Origin of the sequence: Exobacillus caeni (assembly GCF_005747095.1) — a bacterium.
Lineage (GTDB): Bacteria > Bacillota > Bacilli > Bacillales > Guptibacillaceae > Exobacillus > Exobacillus caeni.
The window spans coordinates 139,119-156,559 of the sequence record NZ_SWLG01000010.1 but is presented as its reverse complement, the minus strand read 5'-3'; the positions used below and the strand labels follow the sequence as shown (position 1 = coordinate 156,559).

The window sequence follows — 17,441 nt, the reverse complement described above, 5'->3', positions numbered from 1 at the left end:
CAGTCGTTACACCTCGGTGTCGTCTCTGTCCAGAAACAGAGTGAAAGGGTGTTGCCTGCGGCAACACCCTTTGCGACTGCCCGTCGCACAAAAAAGAGACCAGAAAGTCTCTTTTTGATCAGTAATCCTCCCGTTTCCAGACAAATTCATAATCGGGGTCAACTTCACGAACCCACATATGTTTGGAGGGCATCGCTTTAAGTGTGACCTTATACCAGGCTCCGCCTCGAAATTTTCGATAGAGCTTTAACCGTGACAAAGTTGTCTCAAGCCATTTCTTTACCCCTGACATACCCTTCCTTCTTTTCACACCGGACATTTTTTGTTCGACCTCCTTTTTTCACCGGAGGTATCATATTCTTTAAATAGTAATTTTGTGATTATCCAACAAAAAAACTTAATCTTCAACTCAAAAAGGCCAGAACTCTGTAAGTCTGGCCCAGTTTAATAGATATTTTTACTTTTTGTTGATCGACTTATAAGTGCTGTCTAATTTCCCGGCAAAGTTTGTAAACATGCCTGTTACGCCCCAATCGATCAATGTTTCCATATCGTTTTCCTCGTTCACCGTATAAGGATGGACGAGCATGTCTAGATCTCTTGCTTCTTGCACATACTCCTCGTTGATTACCATTTTATTGTTGTATTTATAGTTCATGCCGATCCCTACTGCATATTCATCAATTGCTTGAAGTTCTTCCTCTGTTACTTTTTCAGGTGAAGAAGTCAGTCCGCTTTCTTCCACATAACCGCCGTTTCCATCTGGAGCATACCATAGCAACTGAACAAGCGGAATGTTTTCGTTTAAGTCATGGACTTTCAACAGGCTTTCCTGGCTAAACGATTGGATGATCACTTTACTTGATTCTTCGTTCGGTCCGGTTAGGTTATACTCTTCAAGCAGGTTAAGTAGCTTTTCTTCCATACCTGGATAAACATCCGGTGATTTTGTCTCGATATAATATCTTGCATCTTTGCCGTACCGCTGGAAAACCTCTTCAAGTGTAGGAACTTTAAGCCCTTCGTATTCTTCCTTTGCATACTCAGGGAACTTCTCATTAAACCATGAACCCGCGTCCAGTTGTTTGATCTCATCAAGCGTCATATCTCGGACCTCGCCTGTCCCGTTTGTCGTCCGGTCTACCTTTGTATCGTGCATTGCTATCAGTTCGCCGTCTTTTGTCATTTGAAGATCTACCTCAATATAATCTCCTTTTTGCCCTTTAACAAGATCATAAGAAGCTAAAGTGTGCTCAGGCGCTAATCCGCTAACGCCGCGATGCCCTACAACAAGGAACTGCTCATCATTCAAAGTCGGGTCCTTCTCCGCAGCTAATGCTGCTCCATCTCCACTACCTGCAAACAATCCCAACGCCAAGGCTCCTACAGTTGACCACTGCAACAATTTCTTCATTCTTTCTTCCTCCTGATCCCAATCTTGTATTTTAGGGTATCTCTCTCCCTAACGAAATCTAGTATAAGTAAGATTGGTAGAAAAGAAGATAGAATTTACCGATTTTTCACCCATTGTTGAAAAACTTTACAACTGTGTCATATTTTTCAGCAAAACAAAAAATAGTTTTACAGAAGTTACCCACAAAAAATCGGGGGTCAGTCCCCCGATTTTTTGTTGATAACTATTTGCTCCACTTTATCCAGTACTTTTGCCATGTTTTTGGTTAGGAACTTTTCTTTTTCTGAAAACGAGATGTAGTTGTATCCATCCACTTCCATCGTCTCTTTCTTAGAATACGGATGGATAAAGCAAGAGGAGCAGCTCATTGCATCCACTGGAGGAAACTCTTCCACTTTTGCTAAAAAGAGATGCAAGTTCTTTTTTGGGTTATAATCAAAAACCCCTATGTCAATCAAGTCATGTTCTGAGAGATCCAGATCCGTCTCTTCCTTAGCCTCCCGGATACACGTTTCTTTGGGATCTTCATCAGGACCGACCTCTCCCTTCGGCAAATCGTAAAACCAGTTCCCGGTCGAATGGCATCCCAGGAATTTCTCGCCGGCCGTTAAAACCAATCCTGCTGAAAGCTTTTTCATCATGTCACCCGCTTCCTATTTTCACTATAAAAAGATTACCCTATTAAGCTAAATTTATTAGTATCCTCTTTAATTTTCAACTGAAGGAATTCCAAAAAATTTAAAGAATAAGTTAAATATCACCTTCAACATGCCTCTCCAATCCGACCTTAAGAATAAAACGGATACCTGTGTTATCCAGAGAATCCGTCTTCTTTCTTTCTCATCCTAAGAAATGGCTGATGTAGATCATCAAGAGCAGCCCTATGATAAATGAGTAAGTTGATACTCGTTCATATCCGTTTCCGTGGCTTTCAGGGATTAGCTCTTTGTATACGATAAATAGCATCGCGCCTGCTGCGAATGCAAGGCCGTAAGAAATCACCCAGGAAATATAACTTGCCGCAGCATATCCTATAAACGCCGAGACCACTTCCACTAATCCAGTTAAAAAAACGATAAAGAAAGCTTTTGCTTTTGTCGTTTTCGAATTAAGCAAAAATACTGCCAGGATAAGTCCTTCCGGTATGTTTTGCGCTCCGATCGCAACGGAGACAATCGGGCCGAGCTTTGCATTTTCGCTCGCAAAGCTAAATCCAGTGCTCATCCCCTCGGGAATATTGTGGAGAATCAATGCTGCGATGACCAGAATTGATTTCGCATCAAAGTTTGGCGTACCTTCATTGTCTTCAATGTTAATGTGCGGAATGTTCTTCTCCATTACGTCAAGGACGATAATCCCGATAAGCAAGCCGATCGAAAGCGAGACGATATTGGCTTCTGACAAAGCCTGGGGAATCAAACCGAAGATCGAGGCCGAAACCATGATTCCCGCCGTAAAAGCGATTAAGATATCCTTCCATTTTAACGATAACCCATTTACAAACATTAAAGGAACGGCACCAAGTACAGTTGCCATCGCCGATATAAAACTGCCGATCAATGCAAATGCCATTAAAAAAACCCCTTCAAAGTGCTTGATATTTGAAACGGTTCTGATGAGCAGACTATCCGGATGAAAGACAGTTGGTGCCTGGTTAGCTTCTTTTATTTTTCTTAAACGTTAAAAAATATTGTGGAGGACTTTTTCTTTTTAAAACGTTGCTTAAAAAACCATCTCTTTGTTTAAGCGCTTTTATGGAGGGAATCAAACTTACAAAAACGCTGCTAGGAGGTATGAACATGCAAGCTTCCGATGTTAAAACACTTTATTTTAAAGAAGATGGACCGATTCCAAACAACTCTTCACTTCCAGTCCTGTTGTATAAAAAAGCCCTGGAAGGAAAACTCGACCGCTGCGAAGAGATTTTCAACAGCAATAATTGGACGAACAGCTGGACCAACGGGGTGTTTGACTACCACCATTACCACAGCAACACGCATGAAGTACTCGGTGTTATCAGTGGAGGTGCAACGATCAAACTTGGCGGTGAAAACGGGAACGAGGTTAAGGTTGCCGAGGGGGATGTCGTCGTTCTGCCAGCCGGGACAGGTCATAAAAGGATCGATGCCAGTTCGAATTTTAAAGTCGTGGGGGCTTATCCAGACGGAATACAGCACAACCTTAAAACAGGCGAGAATTCTGTAAGGTTCGAAGACATGGAGGACATCGAACAGGTGCCGATCCCTGAGGAAGATCCAATTTACGGAAAAGAAGGACCGCTAACATCCTTATGGAAATGACAGGAAAACATTGATTAAACTTAGATAGTAGGGTTTACTTACCTTTTGCCTTATACAGATGAGAAAAAGAGCCGCAACTCATATGCGGCTCTCCCCTGCTTATTCTTCTTGAGCATCTGATGGCTCATAGTCCTTTTCTCCGAGAACAATATATTTCCCTTTTTCCAAAACTGGTGCAAATTCGTCTGTTTTCACAGGTCCAAGCCCATTTTCTTGAAGAATCTGCCTGAAGTCTTCCGGTTTTTCTTTATGATCACTGGAAAATTTCTGCTCGACCTTTTCGATCATTCCATCCGGCTTCGATCCTTCGTAAACCGCTTTTCCTTTTACATCCGTCTTTTCGGTGATTCGCTTCACATCATCTTCATATTTTCCGATGATCGTGAGATGTTCTAAGCTATACCCATCAGAATGGACAGCATTAATGGTAGAAATCGCATCCTTCACCTTATCAAAAGTCGAGATCACTTTTCGGTTCAATGTACCTACCTCCCACTGGAGTTCTTTTATGGATATTTCCCCTGAGAGGATAATTGAAACCGCAAACAGCAAATCGCTATAGCCATAGCGGCAATAAACCGATTGCCTGAAGCACTTCTTTCATAACAAAGCCTGATTCTCTTCTTCCCAGCAGATGGGAAACGATTTTTTTACTCGCTGAAGGAATCCGAAAAACCCTTCGATGGACTTCATACCTTAATCTATGATACTTTCTGTGCAATAAAAGCCGATTGAACTCGATATCTTTTTTGATCCAATAACGGTGCGTTTCCATCGTTCTTTCTTCAAACAATTGCAGGTTTTCTCGGCTGAAGTCATTCGTTTCGAATCCCCAGTTTACAGTCTCCTTCAGCATTTCTGCGTCTTTTAACGCCATATTTTGCCCGAGACCAAGATTCGGGGTAAACGTATGTGCAGCATCCCCTACTAAGATTAAGCCATCCCATGCATACTGCCCGACATGCTGGGTGTAGTAATGAAACACGGAAGGATGGCATTCTTTCCAGTTTTTAATGCCTGCAACAGAGTTTTGAAATTCGGGGCTGCTTTTTGAAATGGGATCATAGAACTTGTGTACATGTTCTTTTACCAGTTGTGAAAAGGTGCCTTTTTCGATCGAGGAAACAATCCGTGCATTTTTTTGGTCCAGAGGGTATATAAGCGTGGGGTGTGAATGCCTGCTTATTCGTATGGAAACTTCTGGTGTAAAGTCTTCCGGGGCCGGGAGGGTTGTCAGCAGGGCCTGGACCGGATATTGCTGAAGAGTTTGCATCTCCGGAGAAAGCTTTTTTCTAACCTTTGATCCACGTCCGTCAGCACCTATCGTTAATTTTGCATAAATCTCCACTCTTTCTCCAGCTCTATCGCAAACCACTCCGATGACCGCGTCTCCTTCTCTAATAAAATCTACAAAAGCCGTTCCCATCATCAGATCGCCAGCAGGATGCTCTTGAACCTTTTTTCTGAGAATATCGCGGACAGTATGATGGTATCCAGTCAGTACAAAGCTCCCGTCTCCAAACAGCTCTCGGATATCATTCTTTTTAATAAGGCCGTCTTCGTCATAAATAGAAAGGTTTTGCGATTTTTGCAAACCCGAGCATATCGCTTCTTCAAGTAAATCGTATTTTTTTAAAAGGTTGATAGAGTCAACCTGAAAGTACTCGCCTCTTGCCACCTTCCGATTTTGCCTTTCGACCTCAACCAGACAAACCTGGTAGCCTTCCAGTAAAAGAAGAAATGCAGCCATAGCTCCACCGGGGCCAGCGCCTATTACAACGATATCAACATTTTTCCGAATCATCCAACATGCCCCTTTACCAGCAAAAATCATAGTTTACTATCAGGGTATGCTGTAAACCATGCTTTGCTATGGGGCACTGGACTGATTATCGCCCTTAAATTTTAAAGTAAGATAAATGGCTATCGAAAGAATTATCTTCAATAGCCATCATTCTTACATTCATTATGAAACCGGCTTTTTAGGAGTTGAAAGATTTCTTCATGACCAAAGTCGTTCGGATGAACATCCCGGATTGTTCCACAAAAGTGAGTCCAACGGCAAACCTTCCACTCATCTTGAACCATTCCTTTAAAGTGACTGTACAGATCGATAACTTCATATTCGTACTGGTCACGATAGGCCGGATTCAAAATGGCTCTGTTTATCCTCTGGATATACTGGTCTGCCATCAGAAAGTTAGGTTCATCTTCCCTGTACGGATTGAAAAGTGTATTCACATATATCTTTGCATCGCATCTTAGTTTTTTGCGGATCTTTTTAAGAATGAGCGGCCAATCATGCTCGAATAGCCGAACACCCGAATCTGCACATCTTTTGCATATGATTTGTCCATTTTTTCGTCTACACAGCGCTACATTGGCACCTCCAGCACTGATCGTCAGAACATCAGCCTTTTTAACCGCTCTTCTAGTGAAGACGCCTACTGTTAACTGTAATAGCAACAAAGGAGAAACCATGCCAGGAAACGATTTGTTGGTGAATATGACTTTTTCAAAAATACTTTTAAGAAACCTGTGAAATTTAGATACATACCCTGATCTCTCTGAAGCGCCAAAACCAAGTGAGACAGAATCACCCAGTGCAGTGTAGGAAATCTCTTCATTCTTCTTAAAACATTTATTCCAGCCTTTCCACACGTGAATCATGCCTCCTCTCTATTTTCCCCGCTGAAACTTCTATTATCGCTATTTACAATAATCACTTGTATAACGTATGCAAGAATCATAGTTTTGACAGGGCTAAGAGTGGAGTGAGCCGATTTACTTTCGCAGTTTAAAGTGAAAACTATTCTGCAGTGGCATTAGAACTTACTGCTTTCTAGTTAACAGCCCGAAAATGTTGGGAATCCAGCAATATACACCTTAGCAAAGCGGATTGGACAGCTTATTGTCCACACTTCTAACAATATACCGTAATTTTTTTTACTCCTAAATGTAAATTAGTTATTGCTTTTAAGAGTAATTTATTTTACGATATAAATGTAAAGCAAAGAAAAAATTGGAAAGAAGGTATTAAAATGGATGATCTTAAATTAAATGTGCCTTTACTTAGAAAACGTGTTCCAAGCTTAACTTCGGCTGCTCGATCTGTTGGATTGCGCCCTGCTACTGTTTCGAATCTTTGTACCGGCAAAATTCCGCTTGGGCGTGCTGAAGTGCGAACGCTCGCAGCACTGGCAACGCTCGCAGAATGCAGCCTTGATGAACTGGTCATAAGAGGAAATGAAGGAGAAATGATCGAGACGGGCATCAAAACCCTGGACCTGTTCTCGCCACTGACACTCGGTGGGACGATTGGATTTGTTGCCCGTCCTGGTATGGGGCAGCTCGTAGTACTCGCTGAAGTTTTCCATAGACTGAAAGAAAAAGGGTATAGCACCGTGGTGTTGATGCCAAATGCGGAAGGCGAAGGGATAAGCGACATTACCGAAACAGCAGAAATCGTTTGCTCATCCATCGAAGAAGCCTTTGAGGAAATCTCAGCGGTCGGCCAGAAGAAAGAAGTTATGCTAGCAGCAGACCGCTCCACCGTTTTAACAGGAGAAATCTATGAATTACAGGATCGCCTTCAAGAAGCCAACATCACATCTGTTACAACTTTTCTCGTTGACCCGCGCGGTGAAGCCGTTGATGAAATTGAGCCATACGGACCGCTCGATACACTCTTGCAATTCGATGCTGAAATGATATCCCGCCGACTTTATCCAGCCGTAAATCCGATCCAGTCGACTTCTACTGTGTTGGAGGGTGCATATGTGGATTCAACTCATATGACGATCCAGCAGCGTGCCCGTAAAGTGATGCGCCGCTATCGTGAACTACGTTTCCTTGTAGACGCCTATGGGATCGATCGGATGCCTGATGCCGATGTACAAATTTTCAACAGGGGCCAGCGCCTTGAGGCATACCTAACCCAACCTTTCTATGTAGCTGAAGAATTCACAAAAATGAAGGGTGTTTCCGTTCCGCTGCAGGATACACTCAATGATGTGCGAAGAATTTTAGATGGCGCTGCAGATGGTCTTGAGGTTAACACCTTAATGTGGAGCGGCACACTTGATGAGATTCTGGCAAAGCCTAAGAAAAACTAACTTCTATTAGAGTCTAAAAAACATTTTTTGAATGGGGAAGTTAAAATGACTTCGCTTCAATCGGGCTTTGCAAATAAAAATGGAAGGGTCAAAGGAAGTATTGATTCCTGACACCGCCCACATGCTGAACATGGAAAAACCTGGTATTTTTAACAAACATGTTATTGAATTTTTAAAAGTGCTATAAAGGAAGAACAGGCGTCCAACATGATAGTTGTGCGCCTTGTTTATGTTTAAACAACAAAAAAAGGAACCATCCCAATCGACAGTTCCTCCCTGTATATCTACTATTCAAAGCTGCCTCTATAAATGAAAAACAAAGCGGCAAGCATAAAGACAAAACCGAGTACACGGTTCCAGTTGATCGGAATCGGGCGTGTCCCGAAAAAGCCAAAATGGTCGATAACCATGCTGATAATCATCTGTCCGACAATCGTAGCAAAGATCGCCATCGCAACACCGATGTTAGGCACCGCTAAAATAACCGCTGTTACAAACAAAGCACCAACAAATCCGCCGATCAATTGCCATTTGGGAACGGAAAAGACATTCCCGAGCTGTCCCCTTCCAAAAAACGTGACGATAAACGCAAGAAAAACGGTTCCGATAAAGAAAGAGACAAACGCTCCTTCAAAGCCGCCCACTTTTTTTCCGAGCGCTCCATTGATCGGGGCCTGAATCCCCGAGCACATTCCACCGATCACAGCTAACAATAAGAATAATAGCTTACTCACAAAAACATCTCCTATGACTGATAAAATCTATGTTTATTTTACATGAAAGAAATGCTTCTTGATAATGATTCGAACTGAATAAGGAGATAAAACTTATCCGATGATTCAGTGGGTAGAATCTTAAAACCTCACCGATCGCCGGTGAGGTTTAAATGTTTTTCTGCCGTGTAAGAAGACCGTTCAGTGCAACTCCCCCTACCCTTCACCTAACGGATTTCCGATCGGCGTGTTTTCTTTACCCGCGAATAACGATCGACAGCTTATAGCTCACATGCTCGTTTAGCTGGATCAAAAATTGATCAAGTTCTTCATTCGATGGAAAGCGGCATTCCAGCAGATAACAGGCTTCTCCGCTGATTTTATAATTATTCCTGACATATTCTTGTCTTGTTTCAAGGAATGAAAAATAGGGTTTATGGTGAAGACTGTTAGTGAAGATTTGCAGGAAGCAATGAACCGGATTGCCCATCGCCCTTTCATTGACACGAATCGTATAGCCTTCGATGATCCCTTCTTCTTCCAACTTGATCACGCGTGAAGAAGCTGCCTGCCCCGTTAAATGTACTTTCTTTCCCAGCTCTTTCATCGTCATCCTGCCGTTTTCACGCAGCGCTTCGATAATCTTTATATCAGTAGCATCCATCATTCTCATAATCCTTTCACAAATCAAGTGTTCTTGTTGAAACGCTTGATTTAAGTTATGTACGCTCATGTCTCTTTCATAGTATCCTAAAACCGAACGTTACACAAAAAGGAGGAAGCACTGATGAACATTCATCAAATTCGAAATGCAACCATTGTTCTAACATATGCGGATAAGAAGTTTTTGATCGACCCTTTTTTCGCGGATAAAGGTTCTATGCCTCCATTCTCGAACACCCCTAACATGGATAAAAGAAATCCGCTTGTTGAGTTACCGGTGTCTGTAGATGAAATCAAGAACGTCGATGCGGTGATCGTTACTCATCTACACCCTGATCACTTTGACGAGAAAGCGAAAGAATCGCTGCCTAAAGACCTTCCTATCTTTGCACAAAACGAAGCCGACAGACTTGTAATTAAGGAAGCAGGTTTCCAGAACGTAGAAACCTTTGAAAACGGAGCAGCATTCGGTGAGGTAAACCTGATTCATACAGACGGCCAACACGGCAGCTCTCCAGAAATAGTGGAGAGAATGGGGACTGTATCAGGTATCGTTTTCACCCACCCGGATGAAAAAACGTTATATGTTGCTGGTGATTCGATCTTCTATGATGCCGTGAAAGAAGCGATCGCTAAGCACCAGCCTCAAGTGATCATCGTAAACGGAGGTGCAGCCCAATTTTTAGAAGGCGGGCCGATTACGATGACAAAAGAGGACATTTATCAAACACACCAGCAAGCACCGAAAGCAACGATTATCGTTTCACATATGGAATCTTTAAACCATTGCTTACTGTCACGTGCAGAATTAAAGCAATTTATAGCTGAAAAAGGAGCTTCCGATCATGTCGTAATCCCTGATGACGGAGAGCAGCTTTCATATTGATGATATCAAACTGGTGCCAGGCCCTCTGGCACCTTCCTTCTATTCTGTCCCCCTTCCTTCTTCTATGTGGTTTTCTTAATAGAACTAAGTTCCTTGCCCACTATTTTTAAAACATTTATGGCTCTAAATCCAGACAAATAGCATTATATTAGTGAAAGTTGGGAAAATAACCTATGAGCAAGAACTTATTCTTCATAGGAGAGGTGATACGAATGGAAAATGTTGAAGTAGGCGAAGTTTTTACAATCAGCGATGAAGAAAGCGAAGAGCAAGAGGTTGAAGTGCTCGCATCGCTTAACCTTGAAGGAACCGGCTATGTAGCTGTCAGCTTTGTAGAAGATCTGAAAGAAGGAAATAATGATGATATTGATGTCTTCTTTTTAAAAGTAGACGAAGACGGTGACCTGTCTGCTGTTGAAAGTGATGAGGAGTTTGCGAAGGTTTCCGAAGCATTCGATAACTTGATGGATGCCGAAGAATAAATTTCTTAAATAAAGCGCTGACCGTAATACTGGTTGGCGCCTCTTTTGTATGTGAAAGAGAAAACTATTTTTTCTGGAAAATATGTAGCTTTATGGTAACATCAAATACAAAGCATGTTTTGTATTACTTCACTTCCTTGGGAGGCTGACATGGGATTTTTCGAGCACGATGAAACAACCGCTGTTTTAAATACGATCGGGGAAAACATCTTTATTGCAGATACAGATTTTAACATCGTATGGATCAATGATTATGCGGAAAACCTGATCCATAACTTGAATCCGTATATAAAAGTAAACTCACGCTCAGAACTATTAGGTAAGAACATCAAGATGTTCCACCCGGAAAATGGAGAAAAACAAATCCAGATTCTAAAAGAAGGCCCCTTCCCTTACAAAACTACGATTAATCTGTTTAATCGTTATACTGCGAATCTAGTCATTGACCGATTATTTGTTAAAGGGAAAATAAAAGGATACGTTTTGACCTGGAAGGATATTACCGAGTTCGAACAAAAGGTCGCCGATATAAAACAGGCACTGGACCGCTCCTCCATCGTGGCTTTTATGGATAACGAAGGAACGATTACATATGCCAACAAAAAATTTTGTGAACTATCGGGTTATCGGATGGATGAATTGGTTGGGAACAACTACTCTCTGGTTGAATCCGGATACCATACCGATGCATTCTTCAATGAGATGTGGGAAACGATCAAGTCCGGAAAACTCTGGAACGGGATTATTAAGAACAAGACAAAACACGGAAGATATTTTTGGGTTCAAACTACCATCCATCCTTTTCTTAACCCGGATGGGCAACCTTACAAACATGCTGTGATTCAAACGGATATAACCGAAGCAAAAGAAACAGAGGAAATGTTAAAGAAAACACTAAAGAAATTATCAGATATTGAGTACGCTTTAGATGAATCCTCTATTCTGAGTTTTCTTGACAGAAATTTTATGTACACCTATGTGAATGATAAGTTTTGCGAAATATCAAGGTACCGCAGGGAAGAATTACTCGGACAAAGCGCATATATGCTGGAATCTGATAATTTTTCTGAGAAGTATAATAAAGCAATTTTTGAAACTGCTGAAAACGGTAATGTCTGGAAAGGCGAAGTTTTGAAAAAAGCAAAAGACGGATCAAGTTACTGGGTCCACTTAACACTTGTCCCACTCCTCGATGACAAAGGCATACCTTATAAGTACGTAACGATCCAGCATGATATCACTTCGAAAAAACAGGCGGAAGAATTGGTTCAACGAACAGAAAAACTATCCGCGATCGGGGAACTCGCAGCAGGTGTTGCTCACGAGATAAGGAATCCTTTAACATCGATAAAAGGCTTCACCCAGTTGATGGACAGAAATGAACAATATAAGCAAATCATTCTCGAGGAGATCGAAAGGATCAATTTTATCGTTAGTGAATTCATGGTACTTGCCAAGCCGCATTCTGTTAAATTTTCAGAACACAATATCATATCGCTGGTAAACCATGTCGTCTCCCTTCTCTCCTCCGAAGCAAATTTAAAAAACATCGTCCTGGTTTCAGATTTTGAAACGGCCACCTGTCTTGTCGAGGGAGAACAAAACCAGCTGAAGCAAGTATTTCTTAACCTTTTAAAAAATGCGATCGATGCAATGCCTGCCGGAGGAAAAATCGTCGTTAAACAAAGAGCCGTTGAAGGAAAGGTGCAAATTTCGGTCACCGATGAAGGCCAGGGGATTCCGCCTGAAAACATTAAAAAACTTGGAGAGCCTTTTTATTCAACGAAGGAAAAAGGAACTGGTCTTGGACTCATGGTAAGCTTTAGGATCATCCAGAACCATAACGGAAAAATCGATGTTGAAAGCGAACTCGATAAAGGGACGACCTTTACAATAACGCTGCCATGCGTTGATTGATACAACTACATAAGATAACTAGGAGGGAAACTATGAAAAGCGATTTAAAAGAGCATTTACAAGGAATCCAGGAAAAGCTGGTAGAGATAAGTAAGCATTTATACCATAACCCGGAGCTCGGCGATCAAGAATATAAATCAATGAAATTACTGACAGACTTTTTAGAAGAGCAGGGCTTTACGGTCGAAAAAGGAATTGTAGATCGGCCCACCGCTTTTCAGGCGACATATGACAGCAAAAAAGACGGACCCACAATCGCTTATCTGGCAGAATATGATGCATTGCCGGAAGTCGGCCATGCCTGTGGCCATAACATGATCGGGACAATGAGCACTGGTGCCGGTGTTCTTTTGAGCAAGGTTATCGATGAAATCGGCGGCCGTGTCGTGGTACTCGGAACGCCAGCCGAAGAAACGAACGGCGCAAAGGTAGATATGGCTGAACAGGGAACCTTTAAAGATATCGATGCAGCGATGATGGTCCACCCCGCTGACCAGTCATACGAAAGCGGAGAATCCCTCGCGATGGATGCGATTCAATTTGAATACAGGGGTAAAACGAGCCATGCAGCGGCTTCCCCTGAAGAAGGAATCAATGCGCTTGATGCTGTTATCCAGCTGTTTAACGGAATCAACGCACTGCGCCAGCATGTCAGGTCCGATGTACGGATTCACGGTATCATCACAGAAGGCGGAAAAGCCGCGAACGTCGTCCCTGATAAAGCAGTAGCTCAATTTTACGTACGTTCAAAAGATAGAGAATACCTTGATGTAGTAGTTTCAAAGGTAAAAGATATCGCCGATGGTGCAGCCCGGATGACCGGCGCGAAAGTCAAGATTTCAAACTACGAACTAAGCTACGATAACATGGTTACGAACAAAACGATGTCAGAAGCCTTTTCAAAGAATTTACTCGAAACAGGTGTCCAACAGATTCATAAAGCCAAAAAAGGCTCCGGTTCGATCGATATGGGAAACGTCAGCCACGTTGTTCCGGCGATACATCCATACCTCGGACTCGACTCTCCTGGACTTGTCGCACACACAAGAGAATTCGCTGAAACGACCATCACCCCGAACTCCCATAAAATTCTCGGCCAGGGAGTCCTCGCCCTAGCAATGACAGGGAATGACCTAATCGTTGAAAAAGAATTATTGGAGGCAGTGAAAAAAGAATTTAACAGTTAACATAACTGGTGCCAGGCACCGCTCGTGGACAGTTGTCCATTTGCGGTGCCTGGCACCAATTCTTTTAAATAATATAAGGACCAAACAATAAGACAATGAACAATGCGTTTAAGCCCAGTTCATAGAATGTCTTTTGGATGAGTGTCCAATCTTCGTTTTCTCCTGCTTTAGACAGGAAGTGGCTGACGACCGCGATTATAATCGGGATGACGATACCGTTCCATTGGAACGCTAAATATTCCGGCGCAAGTACTGAAAACTGGCCAAAGACTATTTTTGGCAGGAAAATGATAACGGTGATTAAAAATAGGCCAACTGTTACATACCGGACCCAGCCTCTTTCATTCTCAATGGCTGAAATATTTACAGCGAAAAGCCCGAACAGGAATATTCCCGGCCCTATCAAGAATCCTGCGACAAACAACAGCATCATCGCTGACCCTGTCAAAGAGAACATCGTGTAGTAGCCAGCTAACGCATAGTCCTCCCCTGATGTCTTTAGGCTCGATTCGATCACCTTTTCATTCTGGCTCGTACCCGCAAGTAGATATTCGTCCTTTTGCTTATCAAGCCATACGATCGCTTCGTTTGATAATGGGTAAGCGAAATAAGAGCTGTTTTCTGTACTGCTTCTTCTCTCTGCTTTCCATGTTTCACTGTTTTCATCAAATACCGCTTCGTATACGTTGAAAGAAGCACGCTTCGGCGATAACAATCCTGTTGCGCTAAAATAAAGATGTTTTTGCCCATCCTCGAGTGTTAAAGTCGCAAAAGAAGGTTTTTGAAATTGATATCCAGTTTCCTCTTCTACGATTTTCACTTTTGCAATCTTGTTATCCTCTGCCCCTTTATCGATATCACCAACATAATGGTCAACAATCTTGTTGCCCTGTTTTACAGCATTAAAGTTATAGTAAACTGATAACCTATCGTTTGATTCTACCAGTTGAAAATTAGACACGTATTCTCCTGGCTGAGTTGGAAGTTCAAAGATTTTATTTAACTCTGAGCCCTCCTCCATGAACGGAACGATAAATCCCTGGACTAAATTTTCATTTTTTGTATTGATCAGCAGGGTAGGATCTTCTTTTGCATCGGATACAGAGAGTGACATGATGTTGTTTTCTGTTGCTGCTACTTCATGCGATTTGTCCTCCGACGGTATGTATCCAAACGCTTTATGATTTTTCCAGTAGGCCACATAATGTTTAGAAACGGAAAGTCCCATTACCTCGCTATCGATCACCGTTTCTTTATTTGTTCCTGGAGCTTTTTCAATCAGATCCCCCTCGTTCAAATATACAATCTTATTTCCATCCGTCCAATATTGCACTTTTGAAGGAAGGTCTTTAAAAACAGTAATTTCATCAACTTTGTTTAACCGTTCATCGACCGTAATCTGCTTGACGGCATCTTTAACCTGGATATAGTACTGCCAGTTCGAATCTCCCTTTATGATAAAAGGCTGGTTAGCTTTCACCCCATCGCTGATTGTAACGGTCTTGCTCCATCCTTCACTCGGAAGCTGTTTCTGGATTGATAATTGGTGAACAAAAACAAGCGAAATTAGGAAAAGCGCCATAAGTATAGGAATAAGCCACGATCTTTTCTTCATCTGAAAACCTCTTTCTACTTAAATGTCATCTACTTTAAAAACCTGGTTATGTACTGCTTCTGTTATTCTTTTAAGACTATGTACAATGTTGTACGGAACAGAAAGAAAAAAGTTCCAATTAATCACTTTTTCTTCCTATCAATCTATAAGTAACAGCCGACAGTTAAGAAGCTGCCGGCTGGTCTTTTTGCATTCTTCTTTTACTCTACTGAAATTTGCCATCGGATCGGTCAATACAATAACAAGGCCCAGGCATCATTCCATTTAAGCCTTTTATGCTAAATTAAGAATCAAATAATAAAAAGTCAAATCGCGACTTTATATGGAAAATACTTTCATTTTTATATCTTACCATTCTTTATAGGGATAATCTATTTTAGTTTTTAGTATTTGATTATTGGGAAGAAAAGATGGAAGGAGGTTGGAAGTATGGAGGTATTGACACTTGTCGTAGCAATTCTATTTTGTTGCGTTCATCTATTTGTAAAAAAGTTTCCGAAATTAACGAAGAATCCCCGAAAACCCATTCTTACTTTTGCCAGCGGTGCGTCTATCGCCTATATTACCGTTCACTTGCTTCCGGATTTCCAGAAAGTACAGAAGGAATTCAATCACGTTTTGAATATTCCGAAGCAGTTTGAACCATATAGCCTGTATATTATTGCTACGGTCGGGTTTATAGCCTTTTATACGATTAACCACTTTGTAAGAGTTGTAGGGGAAAAACTGGACAAACAAGAGCGTTCCTATGTTTTTAATGCTCATATCGGGGCATTTGTTATCTATAACGCTTTTATCGGTTATTATTTGATCAAGGGCTTAAAGCAAGAACCTCAAAGCATCCTCATTTTTGGCGCGATCTTTATCCTGCACCTTACCGTGAATGATGTCGGGCTTCGAATAGAGCATAAGAAACGATACGATCCCTTCGGTTCAAGAATCCTTGCAGTATCGCTTCTCGCTGGTTGGTTACTTGGATTCTTCACCACTCTTCCGACTGTCGTCTATGCCATATGGTTCAGTTGGCTTGCAGGCGGCATCCTCTTAAACATTATTAAAGAAGAACTTCCAAGCGCAAGAAAGGGAAAACTGTTACCCTTGATTCTTGGAGCAGTAATTTCAACTGTTTTGTTTTTGTTTATATAGTTGCACTGGTGCCATGCATTGGTGCCAGGCACCGCAGATGGACATTTGTCCACGAGCAGTGCCTGGCACTTTTTCAAACCTTATCACCTTTTTGCACACTTTGTAGCAACTAACAGGGTCAGAGATCATCAGGAGAAGCTCGCGGCTGTCGAAGCGACACAGTGCACGCAGGTAATGTTCGTGATGGCCGGCCTATTCACCATCATCACCGGCATGCTGCCTCATAGTTTATTTTCAAAAAAGGATACTACAAACCCAGTGCGATGGCTTCCAGAGAATCTTAAGACAAGAGTAAAATGAATTAATAAGGTGCCTGGCACCGCAGATGGACATTTGTCCACGAGCAGTGCCTGGCACCTTAATATAAGTTATTCTTCTTTCGCTTCTTCCGCTTCTTGTTCTTCATCCTCTTCCAGGTCTTTGATCAGTTTCTTCATCTCACCGATTTCTCGTACCTGTGCTTTAATAATTTCATCTGCTAGCTTTCTAACCCTTGGATCAGAGATTTCAGCTCGTTCACTTGTTAGAATCGCGATAGAGTGGTGTGGGATCATCGCTTCCATATAATCGACATCATCGACAATGGTCTGGCTGCGCAATAGGAATAGAGCAATAAAGAACACTGCGATACTTCCAGTGATGATCCCTATGTTCATTTTACGATTCTTTAACATATTACGCATGAATAATAACATGATCACAGCCATTGAGGCTCCCATCAATAGTGCCATATATAGCCTTGTCTCACTAAAAAAGACGTGATCGATCTTGTACGTGCTTAAATATTTAAACATAAACATAACGACAGTTGACGTTAATACCATAAGTGCAAACCTTATATAAGGTTTCATAATATCCTCTCCTTAAATGTAGTAGTTCTAATTGTTCTTTACCCAAGAGGATATCGCAGTAACCTACGTTATTGTGCAGATTCTGTGCAGTTTATGCATGTTTTGTGCAAGGCAAAAAAACACTGGCCTTCCAAACTATTTAAACAATAGGT

19 protein-coding genes are annotated in these 17,441 nt (G+C 41.8%); 8 read left to right on the top strand and 11 right to left on the bottom strand.

Going from position 1 to position 17,441, the window contains the following annotated elements:
- Nucleotides 1-118: 118 nt before the first annotated feature.
- The 4 genes from FCL54_RS15245 to FCL54_RS15230 all read right to left on the bottom strand — a co-directional run bounded on the left by FCL54_RS15245 (nt 119) and on the right by FCL54_RS15230 (nt 2,986).
- Nucleotides 119-319, bottom strand: coding sequence for a hypothetical protein (locus FCL54_RS15245; RefSeq protein ID WP_138127589.1), 201 nt, complete (start codon nt 317-319; stop codon nt 119-121).
- 138 nt (nt 320-457) lie between these two features.
- On the bottom strand, nt 458-1,414 hold the full coding sequence (locus FCL54_RS15240; protein WP_138127588.1) for a glycerophosphodiester phosphodiesterase: 957 nt from the start codon (nt 1,412-1,414) through the stop codon (nt 458-460).
- A 197-nt stretch (nt 1,415-1,611) separates the two neighbouring features.
- The gene (locus FCL54_RS15235; protein ID WP_138127587.1) at nt 1,612-2,055 is read right to left on the bottom strand and encodes an NUDIX hydrolase; all 444 of its coding nucleotides are present in this window, start codon (nt 2,053-2,055) and stop codon (nt 1,612-1,614) included.
- A 199-nt stretch (nt 2,056-2,254) separates the two neighbouring features.
- Nucleotides 2,255-2,986, bottom strand: a complete 732-nt coding sequence (locus FCL54_RS15230) for a ZIP family metal transporter (RefSeq protein ID WP_138127586.1) — start codon at nt 2,984-2,986, stop codon at nt 2,255-2,257.
- A gap of 227 nt (nt 2,987-3,213) precedes the next feature.
- On the opposite strand from FCL54_RS15230, the gene FCL54_RS15225 reads away from it, so the two are divergent.
- Nucleotides 3,214-3,714, top strand: coding sequence for a cupin domain-containing protein (locus FCL54_RS15225; RefSeq protein WP_342773896.1), 501 nt, complete (start codon nt 3,214-3,216; stop codon nt 3,712-3,714).
- Between the two features lie 99 nt (nt 3,715-3,813).
- Here FCL54_RS15225 and FCL54_RS15220 read toward each other — a convergent pair whose 3' ends face one another.
- The 3 genes from FCL54_RS15220 to FCL54_RS15210 form a co-directional block, all read right to left on the bottom strand.
- A complete protein-coding gene (locus tag FCL54_RS15220) occupies nt 3,814-4,194 on the bottom strand; it encodes a general stress protein (protein WP_171016871.1) in 381 nt (126 codons plus the stop codon).
- Between the two features lie 76 nt (nt 4,195-4,270).
- Entirely contained in the window at nt 4,271-5,518 is a 1,248-nt protein-coding gene (locus tag FCL54_RS15215; RefSeq protein WP_171016870.1) for an FAD-dependent oxidoreductase, read from the bottom strand.
- 137 nt (nt 5,519-5,655) lie between these two features.
- Nucleotides 5,656-6,375 (bottom strand): SGNH/GDSL hydrolase family protein, encoded by a 720-nt coding sequence (locus FCL54_RS15210; protein WP_171016869.1) that lies wholly within the window; start codon nt 6,373-6,375, stop codon nt 5,656-5,658.
- A gap of 380 nt (nt 6,376-6,755) precedes the next feature.
- Between FCL54_RS15210 and FCL54_RS15205 the strand changes: the two genes are divergently transcribed.
- A complete protein-coding gene (locus FCL54_RS15205; RefSeq protein WP_138127581.1) occupies nt 6,756-7,829 on the top strand; it encodes a F0F1 ATP synthase subunit beta in 1,074 nt (357 codons plus the stop codon).
- 287 nt (nt 7,830-8,116) lie between these two features.
- Here the strand turns inward: FCL54_RS15205 and FCL54_RS15200 are convergent, their stop codons facing one another.
- Nucleotides 8,117-8,563: a DMT family transporter gene (locus FCL54_RS15200; protein WP_246055290.1), complete on the bottom strand. Its 447-nt coding sequence runs from the start codon at nt 8,561-8,563 to the stop codon at nt 8,117-8,119.
- 235 nt (nt 8,564-8,798) lie between these two features.
- A complete protein-coding gene (locus FCL54_RS15195; protein ID WP_138127602.1) occupies nt 8,799-9,209 on the bottom strand; it encodes an Lrp/AsnC family transcriptional regulator in 411 nt (136 codons plus the stop codon).
- A 120-nt stretch (nt 9,210-9,329) separates the two neighbouring features.
- On the opposite strand from FCL54_RS15195, the gene FCL54_RS15190 reads away from it, so the two are divergent.
- The 4 genes from FCL54_RS15190 (at nt 9,330) to FCL54_RS15175 (ending at nt 13,677) form a co-directional block, all read left to right on the top strand.
- Nucleotides 9,330-10,091: an MBL fold metallo-hydrolase gene (locus FCL54_RS15190; RefSeq protein WP_138127580.1), complete on the top strand. Its 762-nt coding sequence runs from the start codon at nt 9,330-9,332 to the stop codon at nt 10,089-10,091.
- Nucleotides 10,092-10,303: 212 nt separating this feature from the next.
- Complete coding sequence (locus tag FCL54_RS15185) at nt 10,304-10,573, top strand: DUF1292 domain-containing protein (RefSeq protein ID WP_138127579.1); 270 nt, start codon at nt 10,304-10,306, stop codon at nt 10,571-10,573.
- 150 nt (nt 10,574-10,723) lie between these two features.
- On the top strand, nt 10,724-12,490 hold the full coding sequence (locus FCL54_RS15180; RefSeq protein WP_171016868.1) for a PAS domain-containing protein: 1,767 nt from the start codon (nt 10,724-10,726) through the stop codon (nt 12,488-12,490).
- A 32-nt stretch (nt 12,491-12,522) separates the two neighbouring features.
- Entirely contained in the window at nt 12,523-13,677 is a 1,155-nt protein-coding gene (locus FCL54_RS15175; protein WP_138127577.1) for a M20 family metallopeptidase, read from the top strand.
- A 64-nt stretch (nt 13,678-13,741) separates the two neighbouring features.
- Here FCL54_RS15175 and FCL54_RS15170 read toward each other — a convergent pair whose 3' ends face one another.
- Entirely contained in the window at nt 13,742-15,292 is a 1,551-nt protein-coding gene (locus tag FCL54_RS15170; RefSeq protein WP_138127576.1) for a hypothetical protein, read from the bottom strand.
- Between the two features lie 429 nt (nt 15,293-15,721).
- On the opposite strand from FCL54_RS15170, the gene FCL54_RS15165 reads away from it, so the two are divergent.
- The gene (locus tag FCL54_RS15165; protein WP_138127575.1) at nt 15,722-16,438 is read left to right on the top strand and encodes a hypothetical protein; all 717 of its coding nucleotides are present in this window, start codon (nt 15,722-15,724) and stop codon (nt 16,436-16,438) included.
- Between the two features lie 21 nt (nt 16,439-16,459).
- Nucleotides 16,460-16,738: a multidrug resistance efflux transporter family protein gene (locus FCL54_RS15160; RefSeq protein WP_425467133.1), complete on the top strand. Its 279-nt coding sequence runs from the start codon at nt 16,460-16,462 to the stop codon at nt 16,736-16,738.
- Between the two features lie 68 nt (nt 16,739-16,806).
- Here FCL54_RS15160 and FCL54_RS15155 read toward each other — a convergent pair whose 3' ends face one another.
- Entirely contained in the window at nt 16,807-17,289 is a 483-nt protein-coding gene (locus FCL54_RS15155; RefSeq protein WP_171016867.1) for a DUF305 domain-containing protein, read from the bottom strand.
- Nucleotides 17,290-17,441: the final 152 nt, after the last annotated feature.